The 26014-nt window shown below is 69.9% G+C and carries 29 protein-coding genes and 1 tRNA gene; 6 read left to right on the top strand and 24 right to left on the bottom strand.

What is annotated here, in order from left to right:
- Positions 1-348: 348 nt before the first annotated feature.
- The gene (locus AC1RTO_RS16655; RefSeq protein ID WP_493161910.1) at positions 349-2244 is read left to right on the top strand and encodes a rhamnogalacturonan lyase; all 1896 of its coding nucleotides are present in this window, start codon (positions 349-351) and stop codon (positions 2242-2244) included.
- A gap of 9 nt (positions 2245-2253) precedes the next feature.
- Here AC1RTO_RS16655 and AC1RTO_RS16650 read toward each other — a convergent pair whose 3' ends face one another.
- Positions 2254-3603, bottom strand: a complete 1350-nt coding sequence (locus tag AC1RTO_RS16650; protein ID WP_493161909.1) for a DUF418 domain-containing protein — start codon at positions 3601-3603, stop codon at positions 2254-2256.
- A 208-nt stretch (positions 3604-3811) separates the two neighbouring features.
- Here AC1RTO_RS16650 and AC1RTO_RS16645 point away from each other — a divergent pair, with 208 nt between their 5' ends.
- Positions 3812-5650 (top strand): YhjD/YihY/BrkB family envelope integrity protein, encoded by a 1839-nt coding sequence (locus AC1RTO_RS16645; protein ID WP_493161908.1) that lies wholly within the window; start codon positions 3812-3814, stop codon positions 5648-5650.
- Between the two features lie 28 nt (positions 5651-5678).
- On the opposite strand, the gene AC1RTO_RS16640 is transcribed toward AC1RTO_RS16645, so the two are convergent.
- The 9 genes from AC1RTO_RS16640 to nusB all read right to left on the bottom strand — a co-directional run bounded on the left by AC1RTO_RS16640 (position 5679) and on the right by nusB (position 13457).
- Positions 5679-6935 (bottom strand): NAD(P)/FAD-dependent oxidoreductase, encoded by a 1257-nt coding sequence (locus tag AC1RTO_RS16640; protein ID WP_493161907.1) that lies wholly within the window; start codon positions 6933-6935, stop codon positions 5679-5681.
- Between the two features lie 106 nt (positions 6936-7041).
- Positions 7042-7117 (bottom strand) — tRNA-Phe (locus AC1RTO_RS16635).
- A gap of 41 nt (positions 7118-7158) precedes the next feature.
- Positions 7159-7332 carry a DNA gyrase inhibitor YacG gene (locus AC1RTO_RS16630; RefSeq protein ID WP_493161906.1) on the bottom strand — a complete coding sequence of 58 codons (174 nt, stop codon included), beginning with the start codon at positions 7330-7332 and terminating at the stop codon, positions 7159-7161.
- Positions 7329-8270: a ribonuclease gene (locus AC1RTO_RS16625; protein WP_493161905.1), complete on the bottom strand. Its 942-nt coding sequence runs from the start codon at positions 8268-8270 to the stop codon at positions 7329-7331. The genes AC1RTO_RS16630 and AC1RTO_RS16625 overlap by 4 nt, the downstream gene beginning before the upstream one ends.
- Entirely contained in the window at positions 8263-8832 is a 570-nt protein-coding gene (locus tag AC1RTO_RS16620; RefSeq protein ID WP_493162045.1) for a Maf family protein, read from the bottom strand. The genes AC1RTO_RS16625 and AC1RTO_RS16620 overlap by 8 nt, the downstream gene beginning before the upstream one ends.
- A 32-nt stretch (positions 8833-8864) precedes the next feature.
- Positions 8865-9110 (bottom strand): translation initiation factor IF-1, encoded by a 246-nt coding sequence (gene infA / locus AC1RTO_RS16615; RefSeq protein WP_017977808.1) that lies wholly within the window; start codon positions 9108-9110, stop codon positions 8865-8867.
- Between the two features lie 397 nt (positions 9111-9507).
- Positions 9508-11679, bottom strand: a complete 2172-nt coding sequence (locus tag AC1RTO_RS16610; protein WP_493161904.1) for a sodium-translocating pyrophosphatase — start codon at positions 11677-11679, stop codon at positions 9508-9510.
- A 326-nt stretch (positions 11680-12005) separates the two neighbouring features.
- Positions 12006-12905, bottom strand: coding sequence for a thiamine-phosphate kinase (gene thiL / locus AC1RTO_RS16605; protein ID WP_493161903.1), 900 nt, complete (start codon positions 12903-12905; stop codon positions 12006-12008).
- Positions 12906-13004: 99 nt separating this feature from the next.
- Positions 13005-13457 carry a transcription antitermination factor NusB gene (gene nusB, locus AC1RTO_RS16600; RefSeq protein ID WP_493161902.1) on the bottom strand — a complete coding sequence of 151 codons (453 nt, stop codon included), beginning with the start codon at positions 13455-13457 and terminating at the stop codon, positions 13005-13007.
- Positions 13458-13577: 120 nt separating this feature from the next.
- Between nusB and AC1RTO_RS16595 the strand changes: the two genes are divergently transcribed.
- Positions 13578-13796 (top strand): hypothetical protein, encoded by a 219-nt coding sequence (locus tag AC1RTO_RS16595; protein WP_493161901.1) that lies wholly within the window; start codon positions 13578-13580, stop codon positions 13794-13796.
- A 39-nt stretch (positions 13797-13835) separates the two neighbouring features.
- Here AC1RTO_RS16595 and AC1RTO_RS16590 read toward each other — a convergent pair whose 3' ends face one another.
- The 3 genes from AC1RTO_RS16590 to hisG all read right to left on the bottom strand — a co-directional run bounded on the left by AC1RTO_RS16590 (position 13836) and on the right by hisG (position 16458).
- Positions 13836-14390 (bottom strand): fasciclin domain-containing protein, encoded by a 555-nt coding sequence (locus AC1RTO_RS16590; RefSeq protein WP_493161900.1) that lies wholly within the window; start codon positions 14388-14390, stop codon positions 13836-13838.
- A gap of 116 nt (positions 14391-14506) precedes the next feature.
- Positions 14507-15802, bottom strand: a complete 1296-nt coding sequence (hisD, locus tag AC1RTO_RS16585; RefSeq protein ID WP_493161899.1) for a histidinol dehydrogenase — start codon at positions 15800-15802, stop codon at positions 14507-14509.
- Positions 15799-16458, bottom strand: coding sequence for an ATP phosphoribosyltransferase (gene hisG, locus AC1RTO_RS16580; protein WP_493161898.1), 660 nt, complete (start codon positions 16456-16458; stop codon positions 15799-15801). Before hisG ends, hisD begins: the two co-directional genes overlap by 4 nt.
- A 58-nt stretch (positions 16459-16516) precedes the next feature.
- Here hisG and AC1RTO_RS16575 point away from each other — a divergent pair, with 58 nt between their 5' ends.
- Entirely contained in the window at positions 16517-17608 is a 1092-nt protein-coding gene (locus AC1RTO_RS16575; protein WP_493161897.1) for a DUF2332 domain-containing protein, read from the top strand.
- Positions 17609-17647: 39 nt separating this feature from the next.
- Here the strand turns inward: AC1RTO_RS16575 and AC1RTO_RS16570 are convergent, their stop codons facing one another.
- The 6 genes from AC1RTO_RS16570 to AC1RTO_RS16545 form a co-directional block, all read right to left on the bottom strand.
- Entirely contained in the window at positions 17648-18130 is a 483-nt protein-coding gene (locus AC1RTO_RS16570) for an RcnB family protein (RefSeq protein ID WP_493161896.1), read from the bottom strand.
- A 157-nt stretch (positions 18131-18287) separates the two neighbouring features.
- Positions 18288-19172, bottom strand: a complete 885-nt coding sequence (locus tag AC1RTO_RS16565; RefSeq protein ID WP_493161895.1) for an alpha/beta fold hydrolase — start codon at positions 19170-19172, stop codon at positions 18288-18290.
- A 47-nt stretch (positions 19173-19219) separates the two neighbouring features.
- A complete protein-coding gene (locus AC1RTO_RS16560; protein WP_493161894.1) occupies positions 19220-20119 on the bottom strand; it encodes a pirin family protein in 900 nt (299 codons plus the stop codon).
- Entirely contained in the window at positions 20112-20558 is a 447-nt protein-coding gene (locus AC1RTO_RS16555) for an NUDIX hydrolase (protein ID WP_493161893.1), read from the bottom strand. Before AC1RTO_RS16555 ends, AC1RTO_RS16560 begins: the two co-directional genes overlap by 8 nt.
- Before the next feature lie 81 nt (positions 20559-20639).
- Positions 20640-21353 (bottom strand): glutathione S-transferase, encoded by a 714-nt coding sequence (locus AC1RTO_RS16550; protein ID WP_493161892.1) that lies wholly within the window; start codon positions 21351-21353, stop codon positions 20640-20642.
- Between the two features lie 3 nt (positions 21354-21356).
- On the bottom strand, positions 21357-21641 hold the full coding sequence (locus AC1RTO_RS16545) for a BolA family protein (protein ID WP_293873483.1): 285 nt from the start codon (positions 21639-21641) through the stop codon (positions 21357-21359).
- A 95-nt stretch (positions 21642-21736) separates the two neighbouring features.
- Between AC1RTO_RS16545 and AC1RTO_RS16540 the strand changes: the two genes are divergently transcribed.
- Positions 21737-22291 (top strand): J domain-containing protein, encoded by a 555-nt coding sequence (locus AC1RTO_RS16540; RefSeq protein WP_493162044.1) that lies wholly within the window; start codon positions 21737-21739, stop codon positions 22289-22291.
- 22 nt (positions 22292-22313) lie between these two features.
- Here AC1RTO_RS16540 and AC1RTO_RS16535 read toward each other — a convergent pair whose 3' ends face one another.
- The 5 genes from AC1RTO_RS16535 to AC1RTO_RS16515 are packed head-to-tail and all read right to left on the bottom strand — an operon-like array spanning position 22314 to position 25216.
- On the bottom strand, positions 22314-22784 hold the full coding sequence (locus AC1RTO_RS16535; protein ID WP_493161891.1) for an SRPBCC family protein: 471 nt from the start codon (positions 22782-22784) through the stop codon (positions 22314-22316).
- On the bottom strand, positions 22781-23269 hold the full coding sequence (locus AC1RTO_RS16530) for a VOC family protein (RefSeq protein ID WP_493161890.1): 489 nt from the start codon (positions 23267-23269) through the stop codon (positions 22781-22783). The genes AC1RTO_RS16535 and AC1RTO_RS16530 overlap by 4 nt, the downstream gene beginning before the upstream one ends.
- Entirely contained in the window at positions 23266-24054 is a 789-nt protein-coding gene (locus AC1RTO_RS16525; RefSeq protein ID WP_493161889.1) for a VOC family protein, read from the bottom strand. Before AC1RTO_RS16525 ends, AC1RTO_RS16530 begins: the two co-directional genes overlap by 4 nt.
- A 14-nt stretch (positions 24055-24068) precedes the next feature.
- Positions 24069-24785, bottom strand: coding sequence for a DUF1428 domain-containing protein (locus AC1RTO_RS16520; RefSeq protein WP_493161888.1), 717 nt, complete (start codon positions 24783-24785; stop codon positions 24069-24071).
- On the bottom strand, positions 24782-25216 hold the full coding sequence (locus AC1RTO_RS16515; RefSeq protein WP_493161887.1) for a VOC family protein: 435 nt from the start codon (positions 25214-25216) through the stop codon (positions 24782-24784). Before AC1RTO_RS16515 ends, AC1RTO_RS16520 begins: the two co-directional genes overlap by 4 nt.
- Before the next feature lie 65 nt (positions 25217-25281).
- Between AC1RTO_RS16515 and AC1RTO_RS16510 the strand changes: the two genes are divergently transcribed.
- Positions 25282-25974 carry a winged helix-turn-helix transcriptional regulator gene (locus AC1RTO_RS16510; protein WP_493161886.1) on the top strand — a complete coding sequence of 231 codons (693 nt, stop codon included), beginning with the start codon at positions 25282-25284 and terminating at the stop codon, positions 25972-25974.
- The last annotated feature ends 40 nt before the right edge of the window (positions 25975-26014 follow it).

Raw genomic sequence — 26014 nt, 5'->3', positions numbered from 1 at the left:
CGCCGCAGTCGCCCGTTCATGTGATGTGAGGCGGGCGTTACCCGGCGGCGGTCGGTCCTGCGGCGGGCGCACGAAGGCGCGGCGCGGATCGGAAGTGTCGCTGCATCGGCCGTGTCATTCGCATCCCCTCCAGCTGTCGATGCGGCTGTTACCGTCACCGCGGCATCCTGTGCCGAAACGTCTGTGTGCCATACCAAGTCCACATACTGAACTGGTGTTCCGTTCCTAGGTTGCCAAAATTTGAAATGCAATCATGATTTGTGAGACAGATGCGTTTGGCCTGACAAAAACGGCATGAAGGAGAGCATGATGAGGCGGTCCAACAGAACCAGGCTGTTAGCAGGATTTTTGCTCGGCGCAGCCCTGTCGTCGGGGGGAAGCGCATCCGCCGCGGCGCGTCGCATCGGCGAGCGACTCGATCGCGGGCTGGTCGCGGCGCCGGCCAGGGGGGGCGGCTGGCTGGTCAGCTGGCGGTTGCTGGCGAGCGACGCGACGTCGGTGCGATTCGACGTCTATCGCGACGGCCGCAAGCTCAATGCCCGGCCCCTTGCCGACGCGACCGCCTTCGTCGATCCGCAGGGCGACGCCCGGGCGCGCTACACCGTCCGCGCGGTGAACGGCGGCAAGCCGGGCGCGGCGAGCGCCGCGGCCCTGATGCTGCCGCGCGGCTACCTGTCGATCCCGCTGACGCCGCCGCCGGGCGGGACGACCCCGGACGGGCAGAGCTACACCTACACCGCCAACGACGTGTCGGTCGGCGATCTCGATGGCGACGGGCGCTATGAGGTGGTGCTCAAATGGGACCCGACCAACAGCCACGACAACAGCCAGGCGGGCTATACCGGCAACGTCTTCCTCGATGCCTATACGCTCGACGGCAAGCGATTGTGGCGGATCGACCTCGGCCGCAACATTCGCGCGGGCGCGCATTACACGCAGTTCCAGGTGTTCGACTTCGACGGCGACGGCCGGGCGGAGGTCGCGGTCAAGACCGCGGACGGGACGGTGGACGGCGTCGGCCGGACGATCGGCGACGCCAGGGCGGACTGGCGCGGCCAAGACGGCACGGTGCCGCAGCCCGACCGCACGGGCGCGAAGACGCTCGCCGACGGTACCAAGGTCGCACCCTTGCAGGGCCGCATACTGAAAGGGCCGGAATATCTCACCGTTTTCGACGGGCGCACCGGGCGCGCGCTGGCGACGGCGCCTTATGATCCGCCGCGCTATCCCGGCGGCGATCCGACGTTCGAGCAGGCGCGCGAGACCTGGGGCGACGGCTATGGCAACCGGTCGGACCGGTTCCTGGCGGGCGTCGCCTATCTCGACGGGCGGTTGCCGAGCATGATCTTCGGCCGCGGTTATTATGCCCGCACGACGGTGGCGGCATGGGACTATCGCGGCGGCAAGCTGACCAAACGCTGGCTGTTCGACAGCGCCGCGCCGGGCAACCAGGATTATGGCGGGCGCGGCAACCATCAGCTGAGCATCGCGGATGTCGACGGCGACGGTCGCGACGAGGTGATCTACGGATCGATGGCGATCGACGACAACGGCAAGGGGCTGTGGACGCAGCCGCTCTATCATGGCGATGCGATGCATGTCGCCGATCTCGATCCGCTGCGCCCCGGCCTCGAGAAATGGGGCGTCCATGAGGAGGTCCGGCGCAACGGCGGCATCGGCTCCGCGCTGCTCGACGCGCGCACCGGGGCGGTGCTGTGGACCAAGCCCGCCGACAAGGACACCGGTCGCGGGCTCGCCGCCGATATCGACCCGCGGCATGTCGGTGCCGAATTCTGGGGATCGAACAGCCGCGACCTGTTCGACGTCGAGGGAAACAGCATCGGCCCGGCGCCGCGCCAGACCAACTTCGCGCTCTATTGGGACGGCGACCTGTTGCAGGAGCTGCTCGACGGCACGACGATCAGCAAATGGGACTGGCGGACCGGCACCGCGACGCCGCTGCTCCATCCCGACGACGTCGCCTCGAACAACGGCACTAAGGCCAATCCGGCGTTGCAGGCCGACCTGCTGGGCGACTGGCGCGAGGAGGTGATGTGGCGGTCGGCGGACGACCGGGAGTTGCGCATTTATGTGACGCCCTATCCGACCCAGCACCGGTTGGTCACGCTGATGCAGGACCCGGTCTATCGCCTGGGGGTCGCGTGGCAGAACACGGCCTACAACCAGCCGCCGCACCTGTCCTATTTCCCCGGCAGCCTGACCCCGCGCGACGGCGCGAACTAAGTCGCGGCCTCACAGCGGGGCGGCATGCCCCTTCGCTTTGGGGCCACCGTAGGCGATCCGGCGGAGCAATGCCTCCGCCGGTCCCATCTCGCGGCGCGCCAGCCAGCCACGGCACAGGATCGCGGAGACGAGCCAGATTCCCGCGGCGATCAGCCACAGCTGCGGCAGCGAGAATTGCCCGACATAGCCCGCCGCATAGAAGATCGCGGCGCCGAAAATCGATTGCAGGCAATAGACGGTCAGCGTCATCCGCCCCATCGCGCGCAGCGTCACCGCCTGCCCGAACAGGCCGGCGCGGAACAGCAGCACGGCCAGTCCGATATGGCCGATCGTCATCAGCAATCGCGCAGGCTCGAACGAGGCCTCGGCCGCCATCCATGCCCAGCCGGGGGCGAGCGGCGATCCCATGTCGAGCCCGGTGCGCGCCAGCAGCGCGACATGCGCCCCGCGCAGCAGCAGCCCGCCGGCATAGCCGCCGACCAGCATCCGCCGATAGGTGGCGGCGGGCGCCGTCCCGGTCAGGATGCCGGTGCGGAACAGCGCCATGCCGATCAGCATAAAACTGACGCTCTCAGCGATGTCGACCCAGCCGGTGATCGTCAGATTCTCGCGCATCCAATAGCCCGCGCTCCAGTGTAATAGGCCGAGGGGATGCGTGCGCTGCGCGATCCGCTCGGCGCGCTGTTCGGGGTCGGGGCGGATGCTGGCGCGGTGGGCGCTCTCCGCCGCGATCGCGCTGCGGTCGTCGGCGGTGACCGGCAGGCCGCGCTGCACCCGCGCGGCGGCGGCCTGGCCCTTTTCGAGCTGCACGACCTGCTGGTGCGTCCAGAACGCGGTGTTGGCGGCGAGCGCCACGGTCAGCAGCGCCGCAACGATCAGCAAGGTGCGCGGGCGGGCGCTGCGGAAGGCGAGCAGGAACAGGCCGCTGATCCCGTAATTCCACAGGATCTCGCCCGGCCACAGGAACAGCAGCCATTGCGCGATGCCGAAGCCCATCAGCGCGATCGACCGCCGCACCCAGATGTCGAGCGGTCGCGGCGAGGCGCCGGCGCCGCCCGCATCCCCCTCCGCGCGGCGCAGCATGATGAGCATGCTCGCGCCGAACAACATGGTGAACAGGCCGCGCATCGCACCCTGTACGAAGACGGTCTGGATGCCCCAGGCGATCCATTCGCCGTTCCACGCGGCGGGGAAACGGCTCAGCGGATAATCGGCGACGTCGCCCATGCTATGGATGTTCATCAGCAGGATGCCGCAGATCGCGATCCCGCGCAGCACGTCGAGCGTGTGGATCCGCTCCGCCGGGGAAGCGGCGGCGGTCGGTCGAACGGCATGCGCCGGCTGGCGGGGATCGGTCATGGTTGGGCGTGCCGTGCTGGATGGATCGAAACATGCGCCCCCCGGCACCGCCACCGATGCGCGCTCGCGCGTCCGCCTGCCAGAGCTTAATATGGCAGCATCACGTTCCAAAGCGGGATCGGCCGGAAAAGGCGGGTGCGCGGAACCCCCTGCGCCGACACCTGTTCGCATAAGAATTCTCGAACAAATCTGACAGGTTGGGGGCGTAATGGACGATCGGGGACATCGGGCGGAAAGCCCATGGGCGATGCCGGCGAGCGGATGGAAGGCGGTGCTGGGCCGTACCTGGGCGGAAACGAGCAGCGACAATGTCGGGCTGATTTCGGCGGGCGTCGCCTTTTACGGCTTTCTCGCGCTGGTGCCGCTGCTGGGGGCGTTCGTGCTCAGCTATGGCCTCGTCGCCGATCGCGCGACGGTGATCGCCCACGTCAACCAGCTGGCTTCGGTGATGCCCGCCGACGCCGCACGGCTGGTCGGCGAGCAATTGCTGACCGTCGTCCAGTCGTCCGACGGCAAGAAGGGGCTGGGCCTGCTGCTCGCGCTGGCGCTGGCGCTGTTCGGCGCGCGCAACGCCGCGGGGGCGGTCGTCACCGCACTCAACGTCGCCTATGAAGAAGAGGAGAAGCGCGGCTTCATCAAGGTCAATCTGCTCGCACTCGGCATCACCGCCGCAGCGGTGACCGTCGCGCTGGTCGCGGCGGTGGCGATCGCCGCGCTCGGCACGTTGCAGGGCCTGCTGCCCGGTGCGCCCGGCGTGGTCGTGGTCGCCGGCAAGCTCGGGTCGTACGTACTGTTGCTCGCGGCGGGCGCGGCGGCGGCGGCGACGCTGTACCGCTTCGGCCCGTCGCGGGCGCGGGCGCGCTGGATGTGGCTGACGCCGGGGTCGCTGTTCGCGGCGTTCGGATGGTTGCTGCTGAGCCTCGGCTTCGGCCTGTATGTCGCCAATTTCGGCAATTACAACGCGACTTACGGCTCGCTGAGCGCGGTCGTCGTGATGCTGACGTGGATGTACCTGTCGGGCTATATCCTGATCTTCGGGGCGGAGCTCAACGCCGAACTGGAGCATCAGACCGCGCACGACACGACCACCGGCACGGCGCGACCGCTCGGCAGTCGCGGATCGTGGGTCGCGGATCACGTCGCCGGCGACAAGGTGGCGCGTGCCGCCCCCGCGGAGAGCTATCGTCGCCAGCACGGGGCGGCGGCCGAATTCGCCGCCAGCCGCGCCACCGCGCACGCCGCGCGGGTCGCGGGGCTGGGCAAGGCGGGGCTGGCGACCAGCGCGGCCGCGACGCTGGGCCTGCGCCTGTTGCGCAAGCGCGGCCATGCGCGGAGCGGTGCGGCGCTGCTCGGCGCAACCGCGCTCGCGGCGTGGCTGACGCGCGACCGGATGCGGGTCCGCGCCGTGCTGTTCGACCTTGACGGGACGTTGGTCGACAGCAACGACTTCCACGTCGACGCCTGGGAGCGGGCGTTCCGCGAGGCGGGGCATGCGATCGATCGCGACCGGATCGCCGGACAGATCGGCAAGGGCGGCGACCTGCTGGTGCCCGCGCTGCTGCCCGACGCGCCCGCGGCGGAGCAGGAACGGCTGGGCACGCGGCACGGCGAGATATTCAAGGCGCGCTACCTTGATCTGGTCCGGCCGTTTCCCGGCGCCACGGCGCTGCTGCGCCGGGTGAGCGACAGCGGGCGCAAGGTGGTGCTCGCCTCGTCCGCGAGCGGCGAGGAACTGGAGCATTACATGGGCCTGCTCGGTGCCCGGGATCTGGTGAGCGCGACCACGTCCAGCGACGATGTGTCGACCACCAAGCCGGCCGGCGACATCTTCGCCGCGGCGCTGGCCAAGGCAGGGGTCGCGCCGCGCCATGCGATCGTCGTCGGCGACACGCCCTATGATATCGCGGCGGCCGAAAAATGTGCGGTGGGGGCCGTCGCCGTCCGGTCCGGTGGCTTCGACGCGGCGGCGCTGAAGGGCGCGATCGCACGCTACGATGATGTCGCGGCGCTGCTCGCCGGCTTCGACCGGTCGCCGCTGGCGCGCTAGGGCTTCACCGGACCAGGTCGAACCACCGTCAGGTCATGCCCTGGGTGTCCGCGGTTTCGGCAGCGAGCAGCTTCAGCGGCACGGTCGCGTCGGCGAGGCGCGCGGGGTCGACGATCGCACCGCGCTGCACCAGCGCGCGGCCCTGGACGTAATCCTTGACCGCATTGACGCAGTCGAAGGCGAGGATGCGGCCGTCGCGCAGATAGGCGACGCTGAACGATCGCGTCGCTGGGTCGCCACGCAGGATCGCGGTGTCGAAGCCGGACGACAGGCCGACGGTCTGCAGCTTGAGGTCGTACTGGTTCGACCAGAACCACGGGACCGCATCATAAGGCGCGGGCGTGCCGGTGATGTCCTGCGCGACGACGGTGGCCTGGTCGTTGGCGTTCTGGACCGATTCCAGCCGGATCGTCGCGCCGCCGGCATATGGGTTGGGATGCGCGGCGCAGTCGCCGATCGCATAGACGTGGGGCAGGCTGGTGCGGCAATGCGCATCGACGATCACGCCGTTGCCCGCCGCCGCGCCGGCCGCGACCAGCGGTTCGACCGCGGGGACGATGCCGATGCCGACGATGACCATGTCGCACGCCAGCGCTTCGCCTGATTCGAGCCGCACCGCGCTCGCCGCCCCGTCGCGTCCGTCGATGCAGGCGACGGTGGTGGACAGGCGGATGTCGACGCCCTTCGCGCGGTGTTCGGCCTCGTAAAAGCGCGACAGCGCTTCGCCGGCGACGCGCGCGAGCACGCGGTCCTGCGCCTCGAGCAGGACGACCTGCTTGCCGAATTTGGTGAGCACCGCCGCCGCCTCGAGGCCGATATAGCCGCCGCCGATCACCGCGACGCGGGAGACGGCGGGCAGTTCGCCGATCATCCGGTCGACGTCGGCCCGGGTGCGGACTGCGTGCACGCCCCGGAGGTCGTGGCCCGAGCAGGTCAGCCGCCGCGCCGCGCCGCCGGTCGCCCAGATCAGGATGCCATAGCCGATGACCTCGCCGTCCTGCAGCGTCACCGTTCGCGCCTCCGCATCGACCGTGACGATCCGGCAGCCCAGTCGCAGTGCGACCTGGCGTTCGGTCCAGAAGGCGAGCGGCCGGATCAGGATCCGCTCGAACGTCTTCTCGCCCGCGAAATAGTCCTTGCTGAGCGGCGGGCGTTCATAGGGGGGATCGGGTTCGTCGCCGACGATCGCGATCGTGCCGGCGAAGCCGCGCTGGCGGAGCAGCAGTGCGGCCTGCGCCCCGGCATGGCCCGCGCCGGCGATCAGGACATCGTAATGCTGCGACATGGAACCCTCTTTCCGGTCGGCCCATGCATGGGTCCGGCACGCGACTGTGTCACACCATGGCCGATGCGCGGGATCGCGCAAGACCGTTCGGATGTCGGGGAGGAAGTGGTGCCCGGGGACGGATTCGAACCGCCGACACTGCGATTTTCAGTCGCATGCTCTACCAACTGAGCTACCCGGGCAGGGCGAAGCGCGGAAGAAGACCGCGTTCGGAAGGGCGCCTTTAATCAGCCCGATCGATGCTGTCCAGCCCGTCTTGCGCATCATCCTTCACCGGAATGCGATATCCTTCGCTCAGCCATTGCAGCAGGTCGCGATCGCGGCAGCCGCGCGAGCAGAAGGGGGCGTCGTCGGTCGTCGCGGGTTTCTGGCAGACCGGGCAGGTGCTGGTATTCATGCGATGTCCCACTGATGGGTGACGCCGGTGCGGCGGGCGAGTTCGGCGCGCCATTCCGGCCGATTCGCGAGCGCCGCATGCTGCGCGGCGGGCAGGCGGTGGTGCAGCGGCGCGCCGGGCGGTTCGCGCTCCAGCCGGCGCAGCGTCGCGCGCAACCCCGCCGCGGCCGGATCGGCGCGGAGCAGTTCCGGAAGCGACGCACGGGCGCGGGGGCGGACGATCTGAAGGAAGCCGAAGCCGTTGACCGCGGTGCGCTCGAACGGCAGCGGCAGGGCGGCGTCGATCGCGTCCGCCACCGCCTGCCGCGCCGCCTTGTTCGCCAGTGTCGGGAAATCGATGCCGATCGACCCGCCAATGCCGTGGCGGCGGATCGCGGCGGCGACGGCCCGCGCCGCGGCGATGGCGAGCGGTTCGAGCGGGGGCGGGCCGTCGACATCGAACAGTGTCATCGCCGGTGTCGGCGACAGCCGCAGCGCGCCGAGCGGAAAGGCGATGGCGCCGCCGGTCGCTTCCTCGAGCAGTTCGGACCAACCCGCGGCCTCCAGCGCATCGGGTTCGTGCGCCCGCAGGATACGGACGGGATGGCCGCTTGCCTGCAACCGGGCGAGCAGCTCCGGGCCTGCGCCGGGGGCGGCATCGGTGGCGGCGGCGCGGGCGGGCTTGGGGCGGCCGGGTTCCGGGATCGCCTCGCGCACCACCTCGACCATGAGCGTCGCGCCCTTGGTGACGCCGGGCGGGATGCGCGCGATCACCGCCTCTTCGCTGAGCAGGTCGAGCCGCCCCATGCCGCCCGCGGTCAGTTCGACCAGCCGCGCGGGCGCGACCGTGCCGAGGCGCAGGGGAGAGGGGCGTTCGATCGCGGCCTCGATAATCGTGTCGTCGGCGACCAGCGCGGCGCGGGCCTCACCGATGCCCGCTTCGTAGAGCCACTCAGGCAAGCGGCAGGCCGGCGGCGCGCAGCAGGGCGCGCGTTTCCATCAGCGGCAGGCCGATGACGCCCGAATGGCTGCCGTGGATGAAGCGGACGAACGCCTCGGCGCGGCCCTGGATGGCATAGCCGCCGGCCTTGCCCAGCCCTTCGCCACAGGCGACATAGGCGTGAATCTCGGCTTGAGACAGCGGGCGGAAGGCGACGATCGTATTGGCGATGCGGGTCCGCTCGACGCCGTCGGCGCCGATCACGCAGACCGCGGACAGCGCATGGTGGCGACGGCCCGACAGGCGGGTGAGCAGGTCGCGCTGGATCGCCTCCGTCTCGGCGGGGGGCAGGATGGCGCGGCCGAGCGCGATCGTGGTGTCGCCGGCGATCACCGTCTCGTTAGCCGCGCGTTCGACCGTGCGCGCCTTTTCGACCGCGAGGCGCAGTGCATAGACGCGCGGGGCCTCGCCGCGCAGCGGCGTCTCGTCGATCGCGGGCGCTGCGATGCGATCAGGCACGCAGCCGAGGCGCACCAGCAGATCACGCCGGCGCGGCGAGGAGGAGGCGAGGACGAGGTGCAAGGAAGCCGGCGGCATGATCGCCGCCCCGCCGTTTATTGCGGGCCGGGGCCGCCGCGGCCGGGCATGAAGCGGTAGGTGATCCGCCCCTTGGTGAGATCATAGGGGGTGAGTTCGACCAGCACCTCGTCACCGACCAGCACGCGGATGCGGTTCTTGCGCATCTTGCCGGCGGTATGTCCGAGAATTTCGTGGTCGTTTTCGAGCTGCACCCGGAACATCGCGTTGGGGAGCAATTCCACCACGCGGCCGCGCATCTCGAGCAATTCTTCCTTGGCCAAAAATCAACCTCTGTTCGCGTCTGTCGGCCGCGCCCTTAGCGCAAGCTGCCGAAAAAGGGAAGCAATGCGGGCCGGCCGGTCCATCCGGCATCGGCACTCGCCCAGCGACCCCAAGATGGGGTCGGAAACGCGCAAGGGCAACGGGGGCGGACCGTCATTCAACGTGACATGGACGAGAGGATCACCCCGGCGGAAACACACCTCTCCCATTGTTCCTGTCTCGACGTCGATCCGGGCGGCGCGATGGCAGACGGCGGGCGTGCAGGACAGGGCGGATTTCCGGCGGTTCGGCCCTATGCACACGGTCCTGTCCGCACGGCCCAAATTTGGACTCCCACCCGCGCCGGAGTGACGATGCGAGGTAGCGAGGGCGGGTGCGCCGCCCCCGCTCCGCGCCTTACCCGCCGCCGCCTGCCGCCAGCGCCGCCAGCAGCAACAGCGCGACGATGTTGGTGATCTTGATCATCGGGTTGACCGCCGGGCCCGCGGTATCCTTGTACGGATCGCCGACAGTGTCGCCGGTGACCGCCGCCTTGTGTGCCTCGGAGCCCTTGCCGCCGTAATTGCCGTCCTCGATGTATTTCTTGGCATTGTCCCATGCGCCGCCGCCGCTGGTCATTGAGATGGCGACGAACAGGCCGGAGACGATGACGCCGAGCAGCATCGCGCCCAGCGAGGCGAAGCCTTGCGCCTGGCCGGCGACCGCGGTGATGATGAAGTACAGGGCGATCGGGCTGACCACGGGGAGCAGCGAGGGGACGATCATCTCCTTGATCGCGGCGCGGGTGACGAGGTCGACGGTGCGGCCGTAATGGGGCCGGCTGGTGCCGAGCATGATCCCCGGATTGTCGCGAAACTGGCCGCGCACCTCCTCGACCACCGCACCCGCCGCGCGGCCGACCGCGGTCATGCCGAACGCGCCGAACAGATAGGGCAGCAGCGCGCCGAGCAGCAGGCCAACAATGACATAGGGGTTGGACAGGCTGAAATCGACGGTGACGTCGGGGAAATAGGTCTGGAGATCGGTGGTATAGGCGCCGAACAGGACGAGGGCGGCGAGGCCGGCGGAGCCGATCGCATAGCCCTTGGTCACCGCCTTGGTGGTGTTGCCGACCGCGTCGAGCGCGTCGGTGCGCTGGCGGACGTCGTCGGGCAGGCCCGCCATTTCGGCGATGCCGCCCGCATTGTCGGTGACGGGGCCATAGGCGTCCAGGGCCACCACCATGCCGGCGAGGGCCAGCATCGCGGTCGCGGCGAAGGCGATGCCGATGATACCGGCGAGCTGATAGGTGGCGATGACCGCGACGACGATCACCAATGTCGGCAGCGCGGTCGATTCGAGGCTGATCGCCAGGCCCTGGATGACGTTGGTGCCGTGGCCGGTCTGGCTGGCGGCGGCGATCGACTTGACCGGGCGATAGTTGGTGCCGGTGTAATATTCGGTGATCCAGACGATCAGCCCGGTGACCGCGAGGCCGATGACCATGCACCAGAACAGGTCGAGCCCGGTGAAGCTCGGGATCGCCCCCGCCACGGCGGCGGGACGATCGAAGCCGGTCGTCAGGTCGTCCGACACCGCGTCGAGGAAGCCGGCGCTGCCGATCGTGCGGTGGAGGTCGCCGAGCACATATTGCGTGGCGAAATAGATGGCGGGGATCGACAGCAGCGCCGAGGTCCAGAACCCCTTGTAGAGCGCGCCCATGATCGAGCCTTTGCCCAGCCGGACCATGTAGGTGCCGATGATCGAGGTGATGATGCACACCCCGCCGACGAGCAGCGGCAGGGTCATCAGCCGCATCAGTTCGGCGGCATCGGCGCGGATCAGCAGCGCGATCGAGATCATCGTGACGCCGAGCGTGACGACATAGGTTTCGAACAGGTCGGCGGCCATGCCGGCGCAATCGCCGACATTGTCGCCGACGTTGTCGGCGATGACGGCGGGGTTGCGGGGGTCGTCCTCCGGAATGCCCGCCTCGACCTTGCCGACGAGGTCGGCGCCGACGTCCGCCGCCTTGGTGAAGATGCCGCCGCCGAGCCGCGCGAAGATCGAGATCAGCGAGGCGCCGAAGGCGAGCGCGGTCAGCGCCTCGACGATGATCCGGTCGTTGGGGGCGTGGCCGGCTGGGCCGGTGAGATACCAGAAGAAGGTGCTGATCGCGAGCAGGCCGAGCCCGGCGACGAGCATGCCGGTGACCGCGCCCGAGCGGAACGCCATGGTGAGGCCGCCCTGCAATGAGGTGCGCGCGGCCTCCGCGGTGCGGACGTTGGCGCGGACCGAGATGTTCATGCCGACATAGCCGGCGACGCCCGACAGCACGGCCCCAATGATGAAGCCGACGGTCGAGATCGTGCCCAATGCGACGAACAGGATCACCGCGACGATGATGCCGACGATCGCGATGGTGGTGTACTGGCGGCCGAGATAGGCTTTCGCCCCCTCCTGTATCGCGGCGGCGATGTCCTGCATCCTGGCGTCACCGGGCGACGCCCGGAGCACCTGCTGGCTGGTGACGAAGCCATAGACCACGGCGATGACGCCGCAGAGGATGGCGATGGTGACCGTGGTCATTCAGCGCTTCCTTCTCCTGTTGACGTCGCGGACCGATGTGTCCCGGTTCCACGCGCTTGGCCGGAGGCTATGGCGATGCGGCGGGGAGCGCAAGCGATTGCGGTGCGGGTGGCGGGCAAGTGGCGCTGCCGGACAGGGAGAAAGGGGGTTTGCGCGGAGGCGCGGAGACGCGGAGGTGTCGCGCCCGCCGCATTGGCGGCGCTTTCCATCCACTATGCAAATGACAGGGCCACGCCAACTCCGAACGATACCCCTAGGCGTCTCCGCGTGAACCCTCTTCTCCCACCTACGGCGTCGCGTGAACGAATTTCTGGGGGCAATCGACCCTAGTGCTGGAACCCCAGCCGCTCCGGCAGGGGGATCGCATCGTCGCCGTCGTGGAGCGTCAGTCCCGTGCCGCGGGCGAAGCGGCCGAGGCGGGTGGCGGGGACGGCGGGGACGACATTGGCCGGCATCGCGAACAGCAGTTCGTAATCGTCGCCGGCGGTCGCCGCCTGCAGCCGTGCGGCACGGTCCTCGCCGACGTGTGCGCGAAAGGCGGCGGAGAGCGGCACCGCGGCGAGGTCGAGGATCACGCCGAGGCCGCTCGCCTCCGCCATGCGGGCGGCGTCGATCAGCAGCCCGTCGCTGACGTCCATCATCGCATGGGCGATGCGCGACAGCACGCGGCCCTCGGCGAGGCGCGGGATCGGCCGCCGGTAGCGGGCGGCGAGCTCCGCCGGCCCGTCCGCCCCGCGCGCGATCGCGAGGCCGGCACCGGCGTCGCCGATCGTGCCGGTGACCCACAGGGCGTCGTTCTCGCCCGCGCCGCCGCGCGGCGGGGCCGGGGTGTCGCAGCCGAAGGCGGTGACGGTGAGGATTCGCGGCGCCCCCGCGGGCAGCGACACGGTATCGCCGCCGAGCAGCGCGGTGCCGCAGGTGGCGAGCACCTCGCCGAGCCCAACCAGAAAGGCGCGGTCCCAGTCGTCGCCGGACAGCGGATAGTTGAGCAGGATGCCGTCGGGTTTCGCGCCCTTGCCGGCGATGTCGGACAGGCTGGTCGCGACGACCTTCCACGCGACGTCGGCGGGGGTGTCGTCAGCGAGGAAGTGCACGCCCTCGACCAGGGTATCGGTGGTGACGACCAGCGGCGCATGGACCAGCCGCGCGGCATCGTCGCGCAGCCCCCGCGCGGACGGGTGGAGCGGCAGGGTGCGCAGGGCGGCGAGGAAGTCGGCTTCGGTCATGGCATCTGCCGGAGGGGAGGCTTCGGGCGAGGGGCGGTGCCGGCGAGGCGGCGGCCCCTCATCCGGCCCTCTCCCCGTGGGGAGAGGACGTTCAGCGGGTCAGCGCACGTCCTTGGCGATGCCGTCGAGCAGGCCGTTGACGAAGCCCGCCTCGCGCCGTTCGTAGAAGGCGTGGGCGACGTCGACATATTCGCTGATCGTCGCGCCGACCGGCACGTCGGCGCGCGCCATCAGTTCGTAGGTGCCGGCGCGCAGGATCGCCTTCATCGGCTTGTCGAGCCGCGCCAGCGTCCAGCCGCTCGCCAGCTTCTTCTCGATCGCGAGGTCAATCTCGCCGGCGCGGGCGGTGGTGCCCTTGACGAGGTCGTCGAAGAAATCCTGGTCGGCTTCGGCATATTCGGCGTCCTCGATGGTCGCGCCGAGCCGGTAGTTGTGGAATTCGTGGAGCAGCGCGGGCACGGCCGTGCCCTCCATCTCATGCTGGTAGAGCGCCTGGACGGCGGCGAGGCGGGCGGTGGCGCGCGCCTGGGTGCGGTTCGAGGTTCGGGACATCGGCGGGGCATGTAGTCGCGTGCGCGTCATCCGTCACCCCTCCGGCGCGAATCGCCGTGCCGGGCATCCAAATTCCCGGTGGCTCGTTGGCGGTATCAGGCACGGCGATGGAAGCCGGGCATGACGGATGTGCACGGGGAGCTGGGCATGGGAGAAGGTGCGGACGGCGTCGCGATCGGCGTCGTGCTGTGGCTGGTCGCGGTATCGGTGGTGATGACCGCGGTCGGCGTGTGGCTGGCGCGCGGGCACCGGCTGCGCTCACCGTGGATCGCGCTGGTCTGGGCGGTCGCCTCGATCGCGCCGCTGGTCGTCGCGGGGGGCTATCTGTACCTGCGGTGACGGTCCGGCGCCCGCAATCCCGCGGACGCCGGCGGCGCGTCAGGGCATCAGCACCGTGTCGACGACGTGGATGACGCCGTTCGATTGCATCACGTCCTTGATCGTCACGTGGCTGGTGCCGCCCTTGGCATCGGTCAGCATCAGCGTCCTGCCCATCATCGACGCGGTGAGCGGCTCGCCCTGTACCGTCGTCAGCGTCGCCTTGCCGCCGCCCGCCTTGATCGCCGCGGCGATCTGCCGCGAGGTCATCGTGCCGGCGACGACGTGGTAGGTCAGGATGTTGGTCAGCGTCGCCTTGTTCTCGGGCTTCACCAGCGTGTCGACGGTGCCGGCGGGCAGCTTGGCGAAGGCGGCGTTGGTCGGCGCGAAGACGGTGAACGGACCCGGGCCGGACAGCGTCTCGACCAGCCCTGCAGCCTTCACCGCGGCGACCAGGGTGGTGTGATCCTTCGAATTCACCGCATTCTCAACGATCGTCTTGGTCGGGTACATCGCGGCGCCGCCGACCATCGGGTTCTTGGCCGCCGACATCGCCGGACCGGCGGCGAGCAGCGCGACCGCGGCGATCGCACCGCGGAACTGGAGCTTGGTCATTCGTACATCCTCTCGTGGCGCACCCTGTGCGGGTTGCTGACGGGAGGTACGCTGCGGGATGGTCCGGGGATGCGTCCGCCGCGGAAGGATTTCTCCCGCGACGGCGCGCGAACCGTCTACCGGTTGAGCCGCAACCGCAGTGCGACCGATCGCGCATGCGCGGGCAGCCCCTCGGCCTGCGCCAGCGCGACGGTGGCGGGGCCGAGTTCCGCCAGCGCGCTTTCGTCCAGCCCGAGGAAGCTGGTGCGCTTCATGAAGTCGAGCACCGACAGGCCGCTCGCGAATCGCGCCCGGCGGCCAGTGGGCAGGACGTGGTTGGGGCCGGCGACGTAATCGCCGATCGCTTCCGGCGTGTGGCGGCCGAGGAAGACGCTGCCCGCATGGCGGACCTGATCGAACAACGCCTGCGGATCGTCGACCGCGAGCTGGAGATGCTCGGGGGCGAGGCGGTCGATCAGCGGGCACGCCTCGTTCAGCGCGCGCACGACGACGATCGCGCCATTGGCGTCCCAGGCGGCGCGGGCGACCGCGGCGGTGGGCAGGATCGCGAGTTCGTCGTCCACCGCCTGCGCGACGCGATCCGCATAAGCGGCATCGTCGGTGAACAGGATCGATTGCGTCGTGGTGTCGTGCTCGGCCTGGCTGAGCAGGTCGGCGGCGGTCGTCCGGGGATCGTTCAGCGCGTCGGCGACGACGACGATCTCGCTCGGGCCGGCGACCATGTCGATGCCGACGACGCCATAGACCTGCCGCTTCGCCTCCGCGACCCAGGCGTTGCCGGGGCCGGTGACGACGTCGACCGGCAGGATCCGGCCCGCGCCATAGGCCAGCGCCGCGATCGCCTGCGCGCCACCGATCCGCCACACCTCGTCGACGCCGGCCAGATGCGCGGCGGCAAGCACGAGCGGGTTGATCGCGCCGTCCGGGGTCGGCGTCACCATCACGAGGCGTTCGACGCCCGCGACCCGCGCTGGGATCGCGTTCATCAGCAGCGACGACGGATAGGCGGCGCGACCGCCGGGGACGTAGATGCCCGCGGCATCGACCGCGCTCCACCGCGCGCCGAGGCGGACGCCGGCGGCGTCGGTATAGTCGGTGTCCGCCGGCTTCTGGCGCTCGTGATAGGCACGGATGCGCGCCGCGGCGAGGTCGAGCGCGTGGCGCAGCTCCGGCTCCAGCGCCTGATAGGCGGCCGCGCAGGCGGCGGGTTCGATCCGCCAGCCGGTCTCGTTGAGGTCGTGGCGATCGAGCTTGCGGGTGAAGGCGGCGACCGCCGCCTCGCCGTCGTCGCGGACTGCGCGGATGATCGTCGCAACGTCGCGGGTGACGTCGGCGGAGGCCTCGCGCCGGCCCTCGACCAGCGCGGTGAAGGCATCGGCGAAACCGGCGTCGGTGGTGTCGAGGCGGATCATCGGGCGTCTCCCGCGACCGCGCGGCGGAACGCCTCGACCAGCGGCACGACCTCCGCCCGCGTCTTCATCGCGGCGCGGTTGACGATCAGGCGGCTGGTGACCTCCGCGATCACCTCGACCTCGACCAGCCCGTTCTCGTTGAGCGTGCGGCCCGACGAGACGAGGTCGACGATCCGCGGCGCGAGGCCCAGCGTTGGCGCCAGCTCCATCGCGCCGTTCAGCTTGACGCATTCGGCCTGCACGCCGCGCGCGGCGAAATGCGCGGCGGTGATGTGCGGATATTTGGTGGCGACGCGGACATGGCTCCAGCCGCGCGGATCGTCGTTCGCCGCCATCGCCGCGGGCTCGGCGACCGAGATGCGGCAATGGCCGATGCCGAGGTCGACGGGCGCGTAGAGTTCGGAATAATCGAACTCCGCCAGCACGTCCGACCCGACGATGCCGAGCTGCGCGGCGCCATGCGCGACGAAGGTCGCGACGTCGAAGGCGCGGACGCGGATCAGCTCGATATGGCCGACGTCGGTGGCGAAGCGCAGCGCGCGGCTGTCCGGATCGCCGAACGCCGCCTCCGGATGCACGCCGGCACGGGCGAGCAGGGGAAGGGCCTCGGCGAGGATGCGGCCTTTCGGCACGGCGATGACTAATGGAGCTGGCACGCGCCGGGCTTTACTGGCGGGGCAGGGTAGGCGCAACACATGCACCGAGGAGACGGCCATGGGCAGCGAGGCGGAAAACCGGGCGGCGTTCGCGGTGCAGGCGGGCTATTGCGCGGCGATGGCGGCGCCGGTCACCGCGCGGGTCTGCACCGCCCTCGGCGAGGCGCTCGACCGCAGCAGCGAAACCGGGCGGCGGGTGCTCGATTGGCCGGGCGAGCCGGTCGCGGATGCGGTCGTGCTGCGGCTGGTCGGCGGTCTGCACGCGCTGCACCGCGCCGGCACGGACGCGGCGCTGTCGCGCGTGTTCGACGGCGATGCGCACGACGTCGCGGGCGTGCTGCGCGGCGTGCTGGCGCGGCACGATGCGGCATTGCTGCCTTGGCTCGACCGGCCGCCGCAGACCAACGAGGCGGCGCGGTCGGCGGGGCTGATGACCGGGCTGCTGCATCTCGCGACGCGGTTCGGTCCGCGTGTCGAGATATTGGAGATCGGATCGAGCGCGGGGCTCAACCTGATGATCGGGCGCTATCGCTTCGATCTGGGTGGCGTGACGGTCCGGCCGGAGGATGCGGCGGTGCGGATCGTGCCGGACTGGCGCGGGGTGGCGCCGCCCGCGGCGGCGGTTGCGGTGACCGGTGCGCGCGGCGTCGACATCGCGCCGGTCGACGTCGCCGACCCGGGCCAGGCGGCGCGGCTGGAGGCCTATGTCTGGGTCGATGCGCAGGAGCGGCTCGCGCGGCTGGCGGCGGCGATCGGCGAGGTCCGTGCGCATGGCGTCGATCTGGTGCAGGGCGACGCCGCCGACTGGGTCGAGGCGCGGCTCGCCGAACCGCAGGCAGCGGGGGTGACGCGGGTGCTGATGCATTCGGTGGTGTGGCAATATCTGCCCGCCGACGGCCGCGCGCGGATCGTCGCGGCGATGGCGGCGGCGGGCGCACGCGCCAGTGCGGAACGGCCGCTCGGCTGGGTGATGATGGAGCCCAACCGCGATCTCCACCGGCACGAGGTGCGGGTACGCGGCTGGCCGGGGGATACGCCGATGGAGCTGGTGGCGCTGACCCATGCGCATGGCGCCTGGGTGGAGGGGCTGGCGCCGCCCTACGAGACGCGCGACTATGTCATGCGTCGCGGCGCCTATGAGGCGGAGTGAGGTGGTCGGGGAGGGTGCGAACCCTCCCCGACCCGATCGTCAGTAGAAGAAGCGGTTGTAGACCTGCGTCACCCGGCCCGAGCGGGTGTCGACCAGCACGACGTCGTTGCCGTAGCGGACCCAGCGCTGATAGCCGTAGCCCGGACGCGGCAGACGATAGGTCTGGTAATCGTTGATCCAGTAGTTCCGCCCGTAATATTGCGGGGCGAAGCGATAGCCGACCGCGACCGGGCGATAGCGATAGCCGCGCGGGCCGGCATAGGCGCCGCGGGTGTAGACGTTGCGGTGGCTGCGGCGATAGTCGCGCCAGTCCTCGCGCAGCTCGCGGCGATCCTCGCGGACCTCGCGGCGCGCCTCGCGGATGTCGCCGCGGTCGCCGTAGCGGCGCGCCTCGGCGAGCTCGCGCTGGCTCTGGCGCACCTCGCGCTCGCTCTGGCGGACTTCGCGGGCGCTCTGCGCGGTGGCGGCACCGGCGGGCAGGATGGTCGCGGCGGCCAGCGCGGCGATGATGAACTTACGCATGATACGTCTCTCCTCGTAACGAGCCGCCGATCCCAGGAAGGATCGGCATGGCGGCGTTCTGCGCCGCCGCGGCTGAACGCATGAGGAATGTTTTGGTCAGCTTGGTGAAAGGGTTGGCGGGTGCGTCGCCCCCGTCTTCACCGGCGCGCAGGGGGCTTCAGATGTTCCACCGCCGCAGTGCCGCGACCACCGCCTCGGGCTTTTCCCACGGCACGAAATGACCGGCGTCGATCTTCTCGACGGTCAGCTTCGGCACATAGGGGCCAAGATCGTCGACCAGCACCGGCAGCAGCGCGCTGTCGCGCATGCCCCAGATCACCAGCGTGTCCTGCGTCACCGGCGGGAACGGGCGGTCGAGGAAGGCGGGGCGGGGCGCGTCCTCGTCCACCGTGGGGACGATCACGCCCGATGCGCGATACCAGTTGAGCATCGCGGTCATCGCGCCCGGCTGCGACCATTCGTCGAGATAGGCGGCCTTGTCCTCGCCTGCGATCTGTTCGGTGACGTGGTGGGCGAAGGTCGAACCGAAGAACCGCTCCAGCCCCGCGCCGGTCAGGCCCTGGTCGAGGGTCGTGTCGCGGAAGCGGGTGATATATTGGCTCGCCTTGCGCTGTTCCGGCTCCTCGATCAGCGTGCGCTGGAAGAGGAACGGGTGCGGCGCGTTGACGATCACCAGCCGCGCGACGCGATCGGGCCGCGCAAGCGCCGCCATCCACGCGATCGCGCCGCCCCAGTCGTGGCCGACGAGGGTGAAGCGGTCGATGCCGAGATGGTCGGCGAGGGCGATCAGGTCGGCGAGGATCCGGTCCGCGGCGTAATGCTCCACCCCCGCCGGCTTCGACGATCGCGCGAAGCCGCGCTGGTCGGGCGCGACGACATAATGGTCGCGGGCGAGGTCGGGGACGATCCCGCGCCACGTCCGGTGCGATTCGGGGAAACCGTGCAGCAGAATGACCGGCGGATGCGCGGGGTCTCCGGCGATGGCGACGTCGAGCTCGACGCCGGTGGGGAGGGGGATCCGTTGCAGCGATGTGGCGGTCATGGCGTCTCTCCTGCCGTTTTGATTTTTGGTCCTTCCCCGGCCCCCGTCTACGGGTAGCTCACTGTGTTCGGCACCTCGGGGATGGGTATCCATTCCTTGTCGTCGCCCGGCACCACCGGGAATTCGCCCGCCTTCCAAGCACGCTTCGCCTCGTTGATTCGGTCGCGGCTGGAGCTGACGAAATTCCACCAGACGTGGCGTGGCGTGCGGAACGCGTCGCCGCCCGCCAGCATCGCCCGCCCGCCGCGCACCGAGCGCAGCGTCGCTGCGATGCCGGGGCGCAGCACGTAGAGCCTCATCGGTTCCAGCGGCACGCCCTCCAGCGTCGCCTCGCCCATCGCCAGATAGACCGCGCGCTCCTCGGCGGCGGCATCGATCGGGATGCTGGCGCCGGGGTCGAGCGCGATGTCGGCATAGACCGTGCCGGCATAGGTCGTCGTCGGCGCGCGCTGTCCCCACAATTCGCCCATGATGATGCGCGCGCGGGCGCCATGCGCGGCGAGCGTCGGCAGCTGCGCCCTCGTGACGTGTTCGAAGGCGGGGTCGATCTCCTCCTGCGCCTCGGGCAGCGCCAGCCAGGTCTGGATGCCCGACAGCGCAGGGCCGTGGCTGCGCTCGTCGTCGGGGGAGCGTTCCGAATGGACGATGCCATGGCCTGCGGTCATCAGATTGACCGCGCCGGGCTCGATCCGCGCCCGCGTGCCGAGCGAATCGCGATGGTCGATCGCGCCGTCGAACAGATAGGTCACCGTCGCGAGGTTGATGTGCGGATGCGGACGCACGTCGATGCCGTTGCCGACCTTGAGATGCGCCGGCCCCATCTGGTCGAAGAACAGGAACGGCCCGACCATCGTCCGCTCCTTGTTGGGCAGGGTGCGATGGACCTTGAACCCGCCTAGGTCGTGAGTGACCGGGGTGATCGTCTGGAGCACGAAATCGTCAAGCATCGGTCGGCTCCGTCGCGGCGAGCAGAAGGGCGAGGTCGGCAGGGTAGATGGTTTCCGGCCAGCCGGCCAGTTCGCCCACCTCGAACCAGCGCGACCCGGCGAGCAGCCGCCGTTCCAGCGCGGTGAGCGCGCCGGCGGCGACCTCGTGCGCGTCGACGTCGACGCGGAAATAGCGCTCGTCGGCGGTGACCTCGACCCCTTCGAAGGTCAGGAATTCGGCGGTCCGCTGCGCGACCTCCGGCCCGCAGTCCACGTCCAGCCCGACCTCTTCCCACAACTCGCGGCGGGCGGCCCGTTCGTAGCTCTCGCCCGGATCGACCGCGCCGCCGGGGGTGCACCACAGCGGCGGGCGGTCGTCCGGGGTAAAGCGCATCAGCAGAACGCGCCGGCGGGCGTCGACGAGCAGGATGCGGGCGGCGGGGCGGGGGACGCGGGGCATGGCCTGCGTCCTAACCCGCGCCGGATGCGGTGCGAAGGACGAAAGGGGAAACGCTGCTTTCCCGCTCCCGCCGCCACGGCCTCACTCCCCGTCCAGCTCCGGATAATGGCGGAAGATGCCATCCGCGTTGAACGGCAGCCGCCGGTCGCTCTTCCGATAGGCGCGGATGCCGGGCAAATCGGCGACCACCGCATGGACGCGCAGCAGGTTCGGATAGTCCGGCTCCAGCGTCGTCATCCGCCGCGGGAACATGTAGCGCAGCCCCTCGACCAGCTGGAACAGCGAGGTGTCGCCATAGGTCCAGCGATGGTCGATCAGCCAGTCGCTCGGTCCCTGGCTGGCGGCATCCTCGAAATGGTCAAGATATTTGGGCAGCCGCTCGTCGCGGAACTGGGTCGCGGCGCGCGCCGCCTCGGCCTTCTGGTCGTCGTAATAGTCCATCATCCCGACCGGATGGTGGACGTTGTGGACCTCCGCGACGCAGTCCGCGATCGTCAGCTGGAGCTGGTTGAGCCAGTAGCGGTCGGCGATGTTGGACGGCACCAGATCGTGCTGCTGCCCGAGGAACTGGAGGATGTTGGCGACCTGCGCGATGGCGTAGCCGTCGAACGCGAGATAGGGCGGCGCGAACGGCCCGCGCCCCTTGTCCGCGCGCGCTTCGAGGTCGGCCATCATCGCCTCCACCCCCTGATCGCGCGCGCAATCCTCATAATCGAGGCCGGCAGCCTCCAGCGCGAGACGGACGAACTCGCCACGCCCCTGGATCGAGGGCCAGTACCATAGCCGATAGGCCATTCGTCATTCTCCGGGGGCGCGGGCCCGGATGGCGAGCGCATGGATACGCGTCGACAACAGATCGGCGAGCGCTTGGTTCACCGCGCGCTGGCGGGCCACACGGCTGGCGCCGATGAAGGATGCGCTTTCGACGATCACGGTGAAGTGGGATTCGCCGGTGCCGTCGTCGCCCATATGGCCGGCGTGATGATGGCTGTCGTTGACCACCTCGAGATGCGTCGGGTCGAGTGCAGCGGTCAGCCGGGCGGCGATGACGTCTTGCAGCGGAGCGGTGGCGGTGTCGGTCATCGCGCCTATATAGCGGCATTGCGCAAGCTTAGGGAGCGTTCGTGGCGCGCGGGAGCGATAAGAAGGAACGGCCGCACACCAGGTTTCACGGCCGGATGGAATCGCAGGGCCGGGTATGTGCCGAGCCGGGGTGTCCGGAGCCGGGCGAGTTCCGCGCGCCGCCGCTGGAGGGGGCCGCCGACGGCGGTGGCCCGGGCGCGTTCCGCTGGATGTGCCTCGACCATGTGCGTGCGTTCAACAGCCGCTACAATTATTTCGACGGTATGACCGCCGACGAGATCCATCACGCGCAGCGCCCGCTGGCGGGGTGGGAGCGGGAGACGCGCGCCTTCGCGCGGGCGGGCAGCGGCGACCAGGGCCCGCGCTGGGCGGACTTCAGCGATCCGCTCGACGCGATCGGCGCCCGCTATCGCCGCGAGGTCGCGCCCGAGCGCACCGACGGCAAGCCGCTGTCGGGGCAGGATCGCGCCAGCCTCAAGGTGCTGGGCCTCGCAGCGGATGCCGACCGGTCGGCGCTGCGCAAACGCTATTCCGAGCTGGTCAGGAAATATCACCCCGATCGCAACGGCGGCGATCGCAGCCACGAGGCGATGCTGCAAAAGGTGATCGCCGCCTATCAGCAGCTGCGTCAGGCACCCGCCTTCGCCTGAGGCGCGACGCCACCGTCACCGCTCAGACGACGCCATCTCCCCGGACCGGCGGGAAGCCCAGCGCGATCGCCTCCAGCTGGTCCGTCGCGGCGTTCCAGCCGGCCTCGAAGCCCATCGCCGCGTGGCTGTCCTTCGCCTCTTGCGTCCAGTGGCGCGCGGTGGCGGTGTAGCGGGTCCCGCCGCCTTCCGCGGCGAAGCTGTCGATGCGGACCATGAACGGGCCGGCGGGGTGCCAGCCGGCGGTGAAGGCGTCGGTCGAGACGATGCGCTCCCCCGGCACCACCTCCAGATAGACGCCCTCCAGCCGGTTCTCCTCGCCGTCCGGGCCGCGCATCACGATCGTCGACCGGCCGCCGGAGCGCAGCTCCTGCGTCACGAATTCGGCCTGCCAAGGCTTCGGGCAGAACCACGCGCCGGTATCCTCCGTCCATGCGCGCCAGACCGCGTCGACCGGCGCATCGATCAGGCGGGTGATCGACAGTTCGTGGCTCATGCGGCCTCTCCCCGGACGGCGGCGTCGATGGCCGCGATGTCGATCTTGGTCATGCCCATCATCGCGGTGAAGGCGCGGCCGCGCGCATCGGCGTCGGGATGCGACAGCGCCGCCATCAGGGTGCGCGGGACGATTTGCCAGCTGATGCCCCAGCGATCCGAACACCAGCTGCACTGGCTCTCGGCGCCACCGTTGCCGACGATCGCGTTCCACAGCCGGTCGGTTTCCTCCTGCGTGTCGGTGAAGATCTGGAACGAGATCGCCTGCCCATGCGGAACCCCGCCGCCGCCGTTGAGCCCGACGAACGGCACGCCGCACACGGTGAATTCGACGGTCAGCACATCGCCTTGCCGGCCGGCGGGGTAATCCCCGGGCGCACGGTGGATCGCATCGATCGACGCCTGCGGAAAGGTGTCGGCATAGAAGCGCGCCGCCTGCTCGGCCGCGCCGTCGAACCACAGGCAGACCGCCATCGCCCGGGTCATGCGACCGCCTCCACGCGGGGGCCGACGATACCGACCTGATGGCCCTGGCCGTCGCGGATGTTGGCCGAATAGTCGCCGCCCGGAATGGGGGCGGGCCCCTGGATCAGCGTGCCGCCGCCGGCCTCGGCCGCGGCGACCGCGGCGTCGATGTCGGGGACGAGGAAATAGCTGTTCCAGCGCGCGGGTGCCTGCGTCAGCGCACTCGACATAATCGCGCCCGGCCGCGCCGCGCCCGCGCCCAGAAAGGCATAGTCGCCCATCTCGCCCATCGGCATCGCGCCTTCCTTCGTCCAGCCGAACAGCCCGCCATAGAAAGCGAAGGCGCCGTCGGGATCGGGCGTCGCGAGTTCGATCCACACCGCATGGCCGTGCGCGTCGGGCGCCTGCCTGAACGGGCGGGCGCTGTCCTCGGCGGACGGCTGCATCACCGACAGCGCCACCCCCTGCGGATCGAGCAGCACCGCGAAGCGGCCGACGTGCGGGATGTCCATCGGCCCGAACACCATCCGGCCGCCCAATGCACCCGCCTTCGACAGCGTCGCCGCGATATCCTGGCTAAGCAGGTAGAGCGACCAGCCGCCGGCCGGCGGTGCGCCCGGCGGCGGTGCCATCAGCCCGGCGACCGGCTCGCCATCGGCGGCGCTGGCGAGGACATAGCCGCCATGTTCCGCCACCGGCGACGTCCGCATCGTCCAGCCGAACACGTTTTCGTAGAAGGTCGCCGCCGCCGCCTGATCGGGCGTGCTGAGTTCGAACCAGATCGGATCGCCATCGGAAAGGGTCATCGTCGTCGCTCCCGTCAGGATTGGAACAGGGTGGTGAAACCGCCATAGACCATGCGCTTGCCATCGAACGGCATGTCCTCGGGCGCCATCTGCATGCGGGCGTCGGCCATCACCTTCTCCATGCCCGCGTCGCGCACCGCCTTCGACGGCCACTCGACCCAGGAAAAGACGACCGTCTCGCCCTCCTGCAACTGCAGCGCCTGCGGAAAGCTGGTCACCGCGCCGGGGGCCACGTCGTTGCCCCACGCCTCGACCACGCGGGTGGCGCCATGGTCGCGGAACACCGCCTCCGCCCGCGTCGCCATCGCGACATAGGCCGCGCGGTCGCCGGCCGGCATCAGGAAGCCGTCGATATAGCCGGTGTCGGGGGAGGCCGCGCCGGTGTCGACCACCGTCTCGAACCCGCCATAGATCATCCGCCGGCCGTCGAACGGCATCGTCGCGGCAAGCGCCTCCATCTCGGGGGCCGCCATGATCTGCGCGGCCGCCGCATCGCGCGCCGCCTTGTCGGGATATTCGATCCAGCTGAACACCACCGTCTCGTCCTCGCCCGCCTGCACGGCGCGATGGAAATCGGTGCGCGTGCCGTGCGGCACGTCGTCGCCCCAGCCTTCGCACTGGCGGGTCGCACCCGCCGCGCGCAGCAGCGCCCAGCCGCTGACGGCATGGCCGCGATAGGCGTCGCGGCTGGCGGTCGGCACCGCGACGACGAAGCCGTCGATATAGGTCATTGCGAGCCTCCCTGTTGCGGCGCCATCGCCTGTTGGGCGGCGGCCATGTCCATGTGGAACGGACCCCAGCCGTGGCCGTCCGGGTCCTCGAACGCGCGGCTGTACATGAAGCCATGATCCTCGGGGTCGTGCAACTCGCGCCCGCCCGCGGCGAGCGCCGCCAGCGTGATCGCATCCACCGCGGCGCGATCCTCGAACGACAGCGCGAGCAGCGCGCCGCTCTGTTCGTGCGCGTCGATGATTCTCTTGGCGGTGAAGGTCGCGTAGAAGGCCCGGTCGAGCAGCATCACGACGATCGCGTCGGACCATGCCATCGACGACGCCTGCGCGTTGGAGAACATCGCATTCTTTTCGAAACCCAGCGCTTCATAGAAGGCGGTCGCCCTGCCGACATCGGCCACCGGCAGGTTCACGAAGATCATCTTGGGCATGGCAAACGCTTCCTCTCCGAATCGTCTCTGGCAATTGATGCGCCCCAGAATTACATAAAGCAACCATGAAGTCAGAAAAGATAACCAAGGAGTCGCGACGCTGGTATGACGACGCCTGCGGCACCGCGCTGGCGCTCGAATTCGTCGGCGAGCGCTGGTCGCTGCTGATCCTGCGCGAGCTGATGTTCGGGCCGCGGCGGTTCGGCGAGATCAAGGCGCAACTGGTCGGGATCAGCGCCAACGTGCTGACCCAGCGGCTCGCCAGCCTCGAGGCGGGGGGCATGCTGACCCGCCGGTTGCTGCCGTCGCCGGCATCGGTGCAGGTCTATGGGCTGACCGACTGGGGGCATGAGATCGAGCCGGTGTTGCAGACGATGGGCCGCTGGGCGACGCGATCGCCGCTGCACGATCCGACCCTGCCGTTCTCGTCCGCGTCGGCGATGCTGTCGCTGCGCACGATGATCGACCCGGTCAAGGCGGGCGACCTCAGGATGACGATCGGCTTCCGGCTGGGCGGCGACCGGTTTCTCGGGCGGCTGGCGGACGGCGACCTCGCGATCGTCCGTGCCGATCCGGACGGGGCCGATGTCGTCGTTGAAACCGATCCGACGCCGCTCGCGGTGTGGATCTACGTCAAGCGGCCGCTCGCCGAGGCGGAGGCGGACGGTTCGCTGCGGATCGTCGGCGACCGTGCGCTGGCGGCGCGGTTCGCCGATCTGTTCGCGCTGCCGCCCAAGATCGTGCCTCCGGCGGCTTGACGGCGCGCCGATCCGTTTTCACTGCATATCGTTGCGCCGT

This window comes from Sphingomonas sp. GW821-FHT10F09 (assembly GCF_058809195.1).
This window is presented reverse-complemented; position numbering and strand designations above follow the sequence as displayed.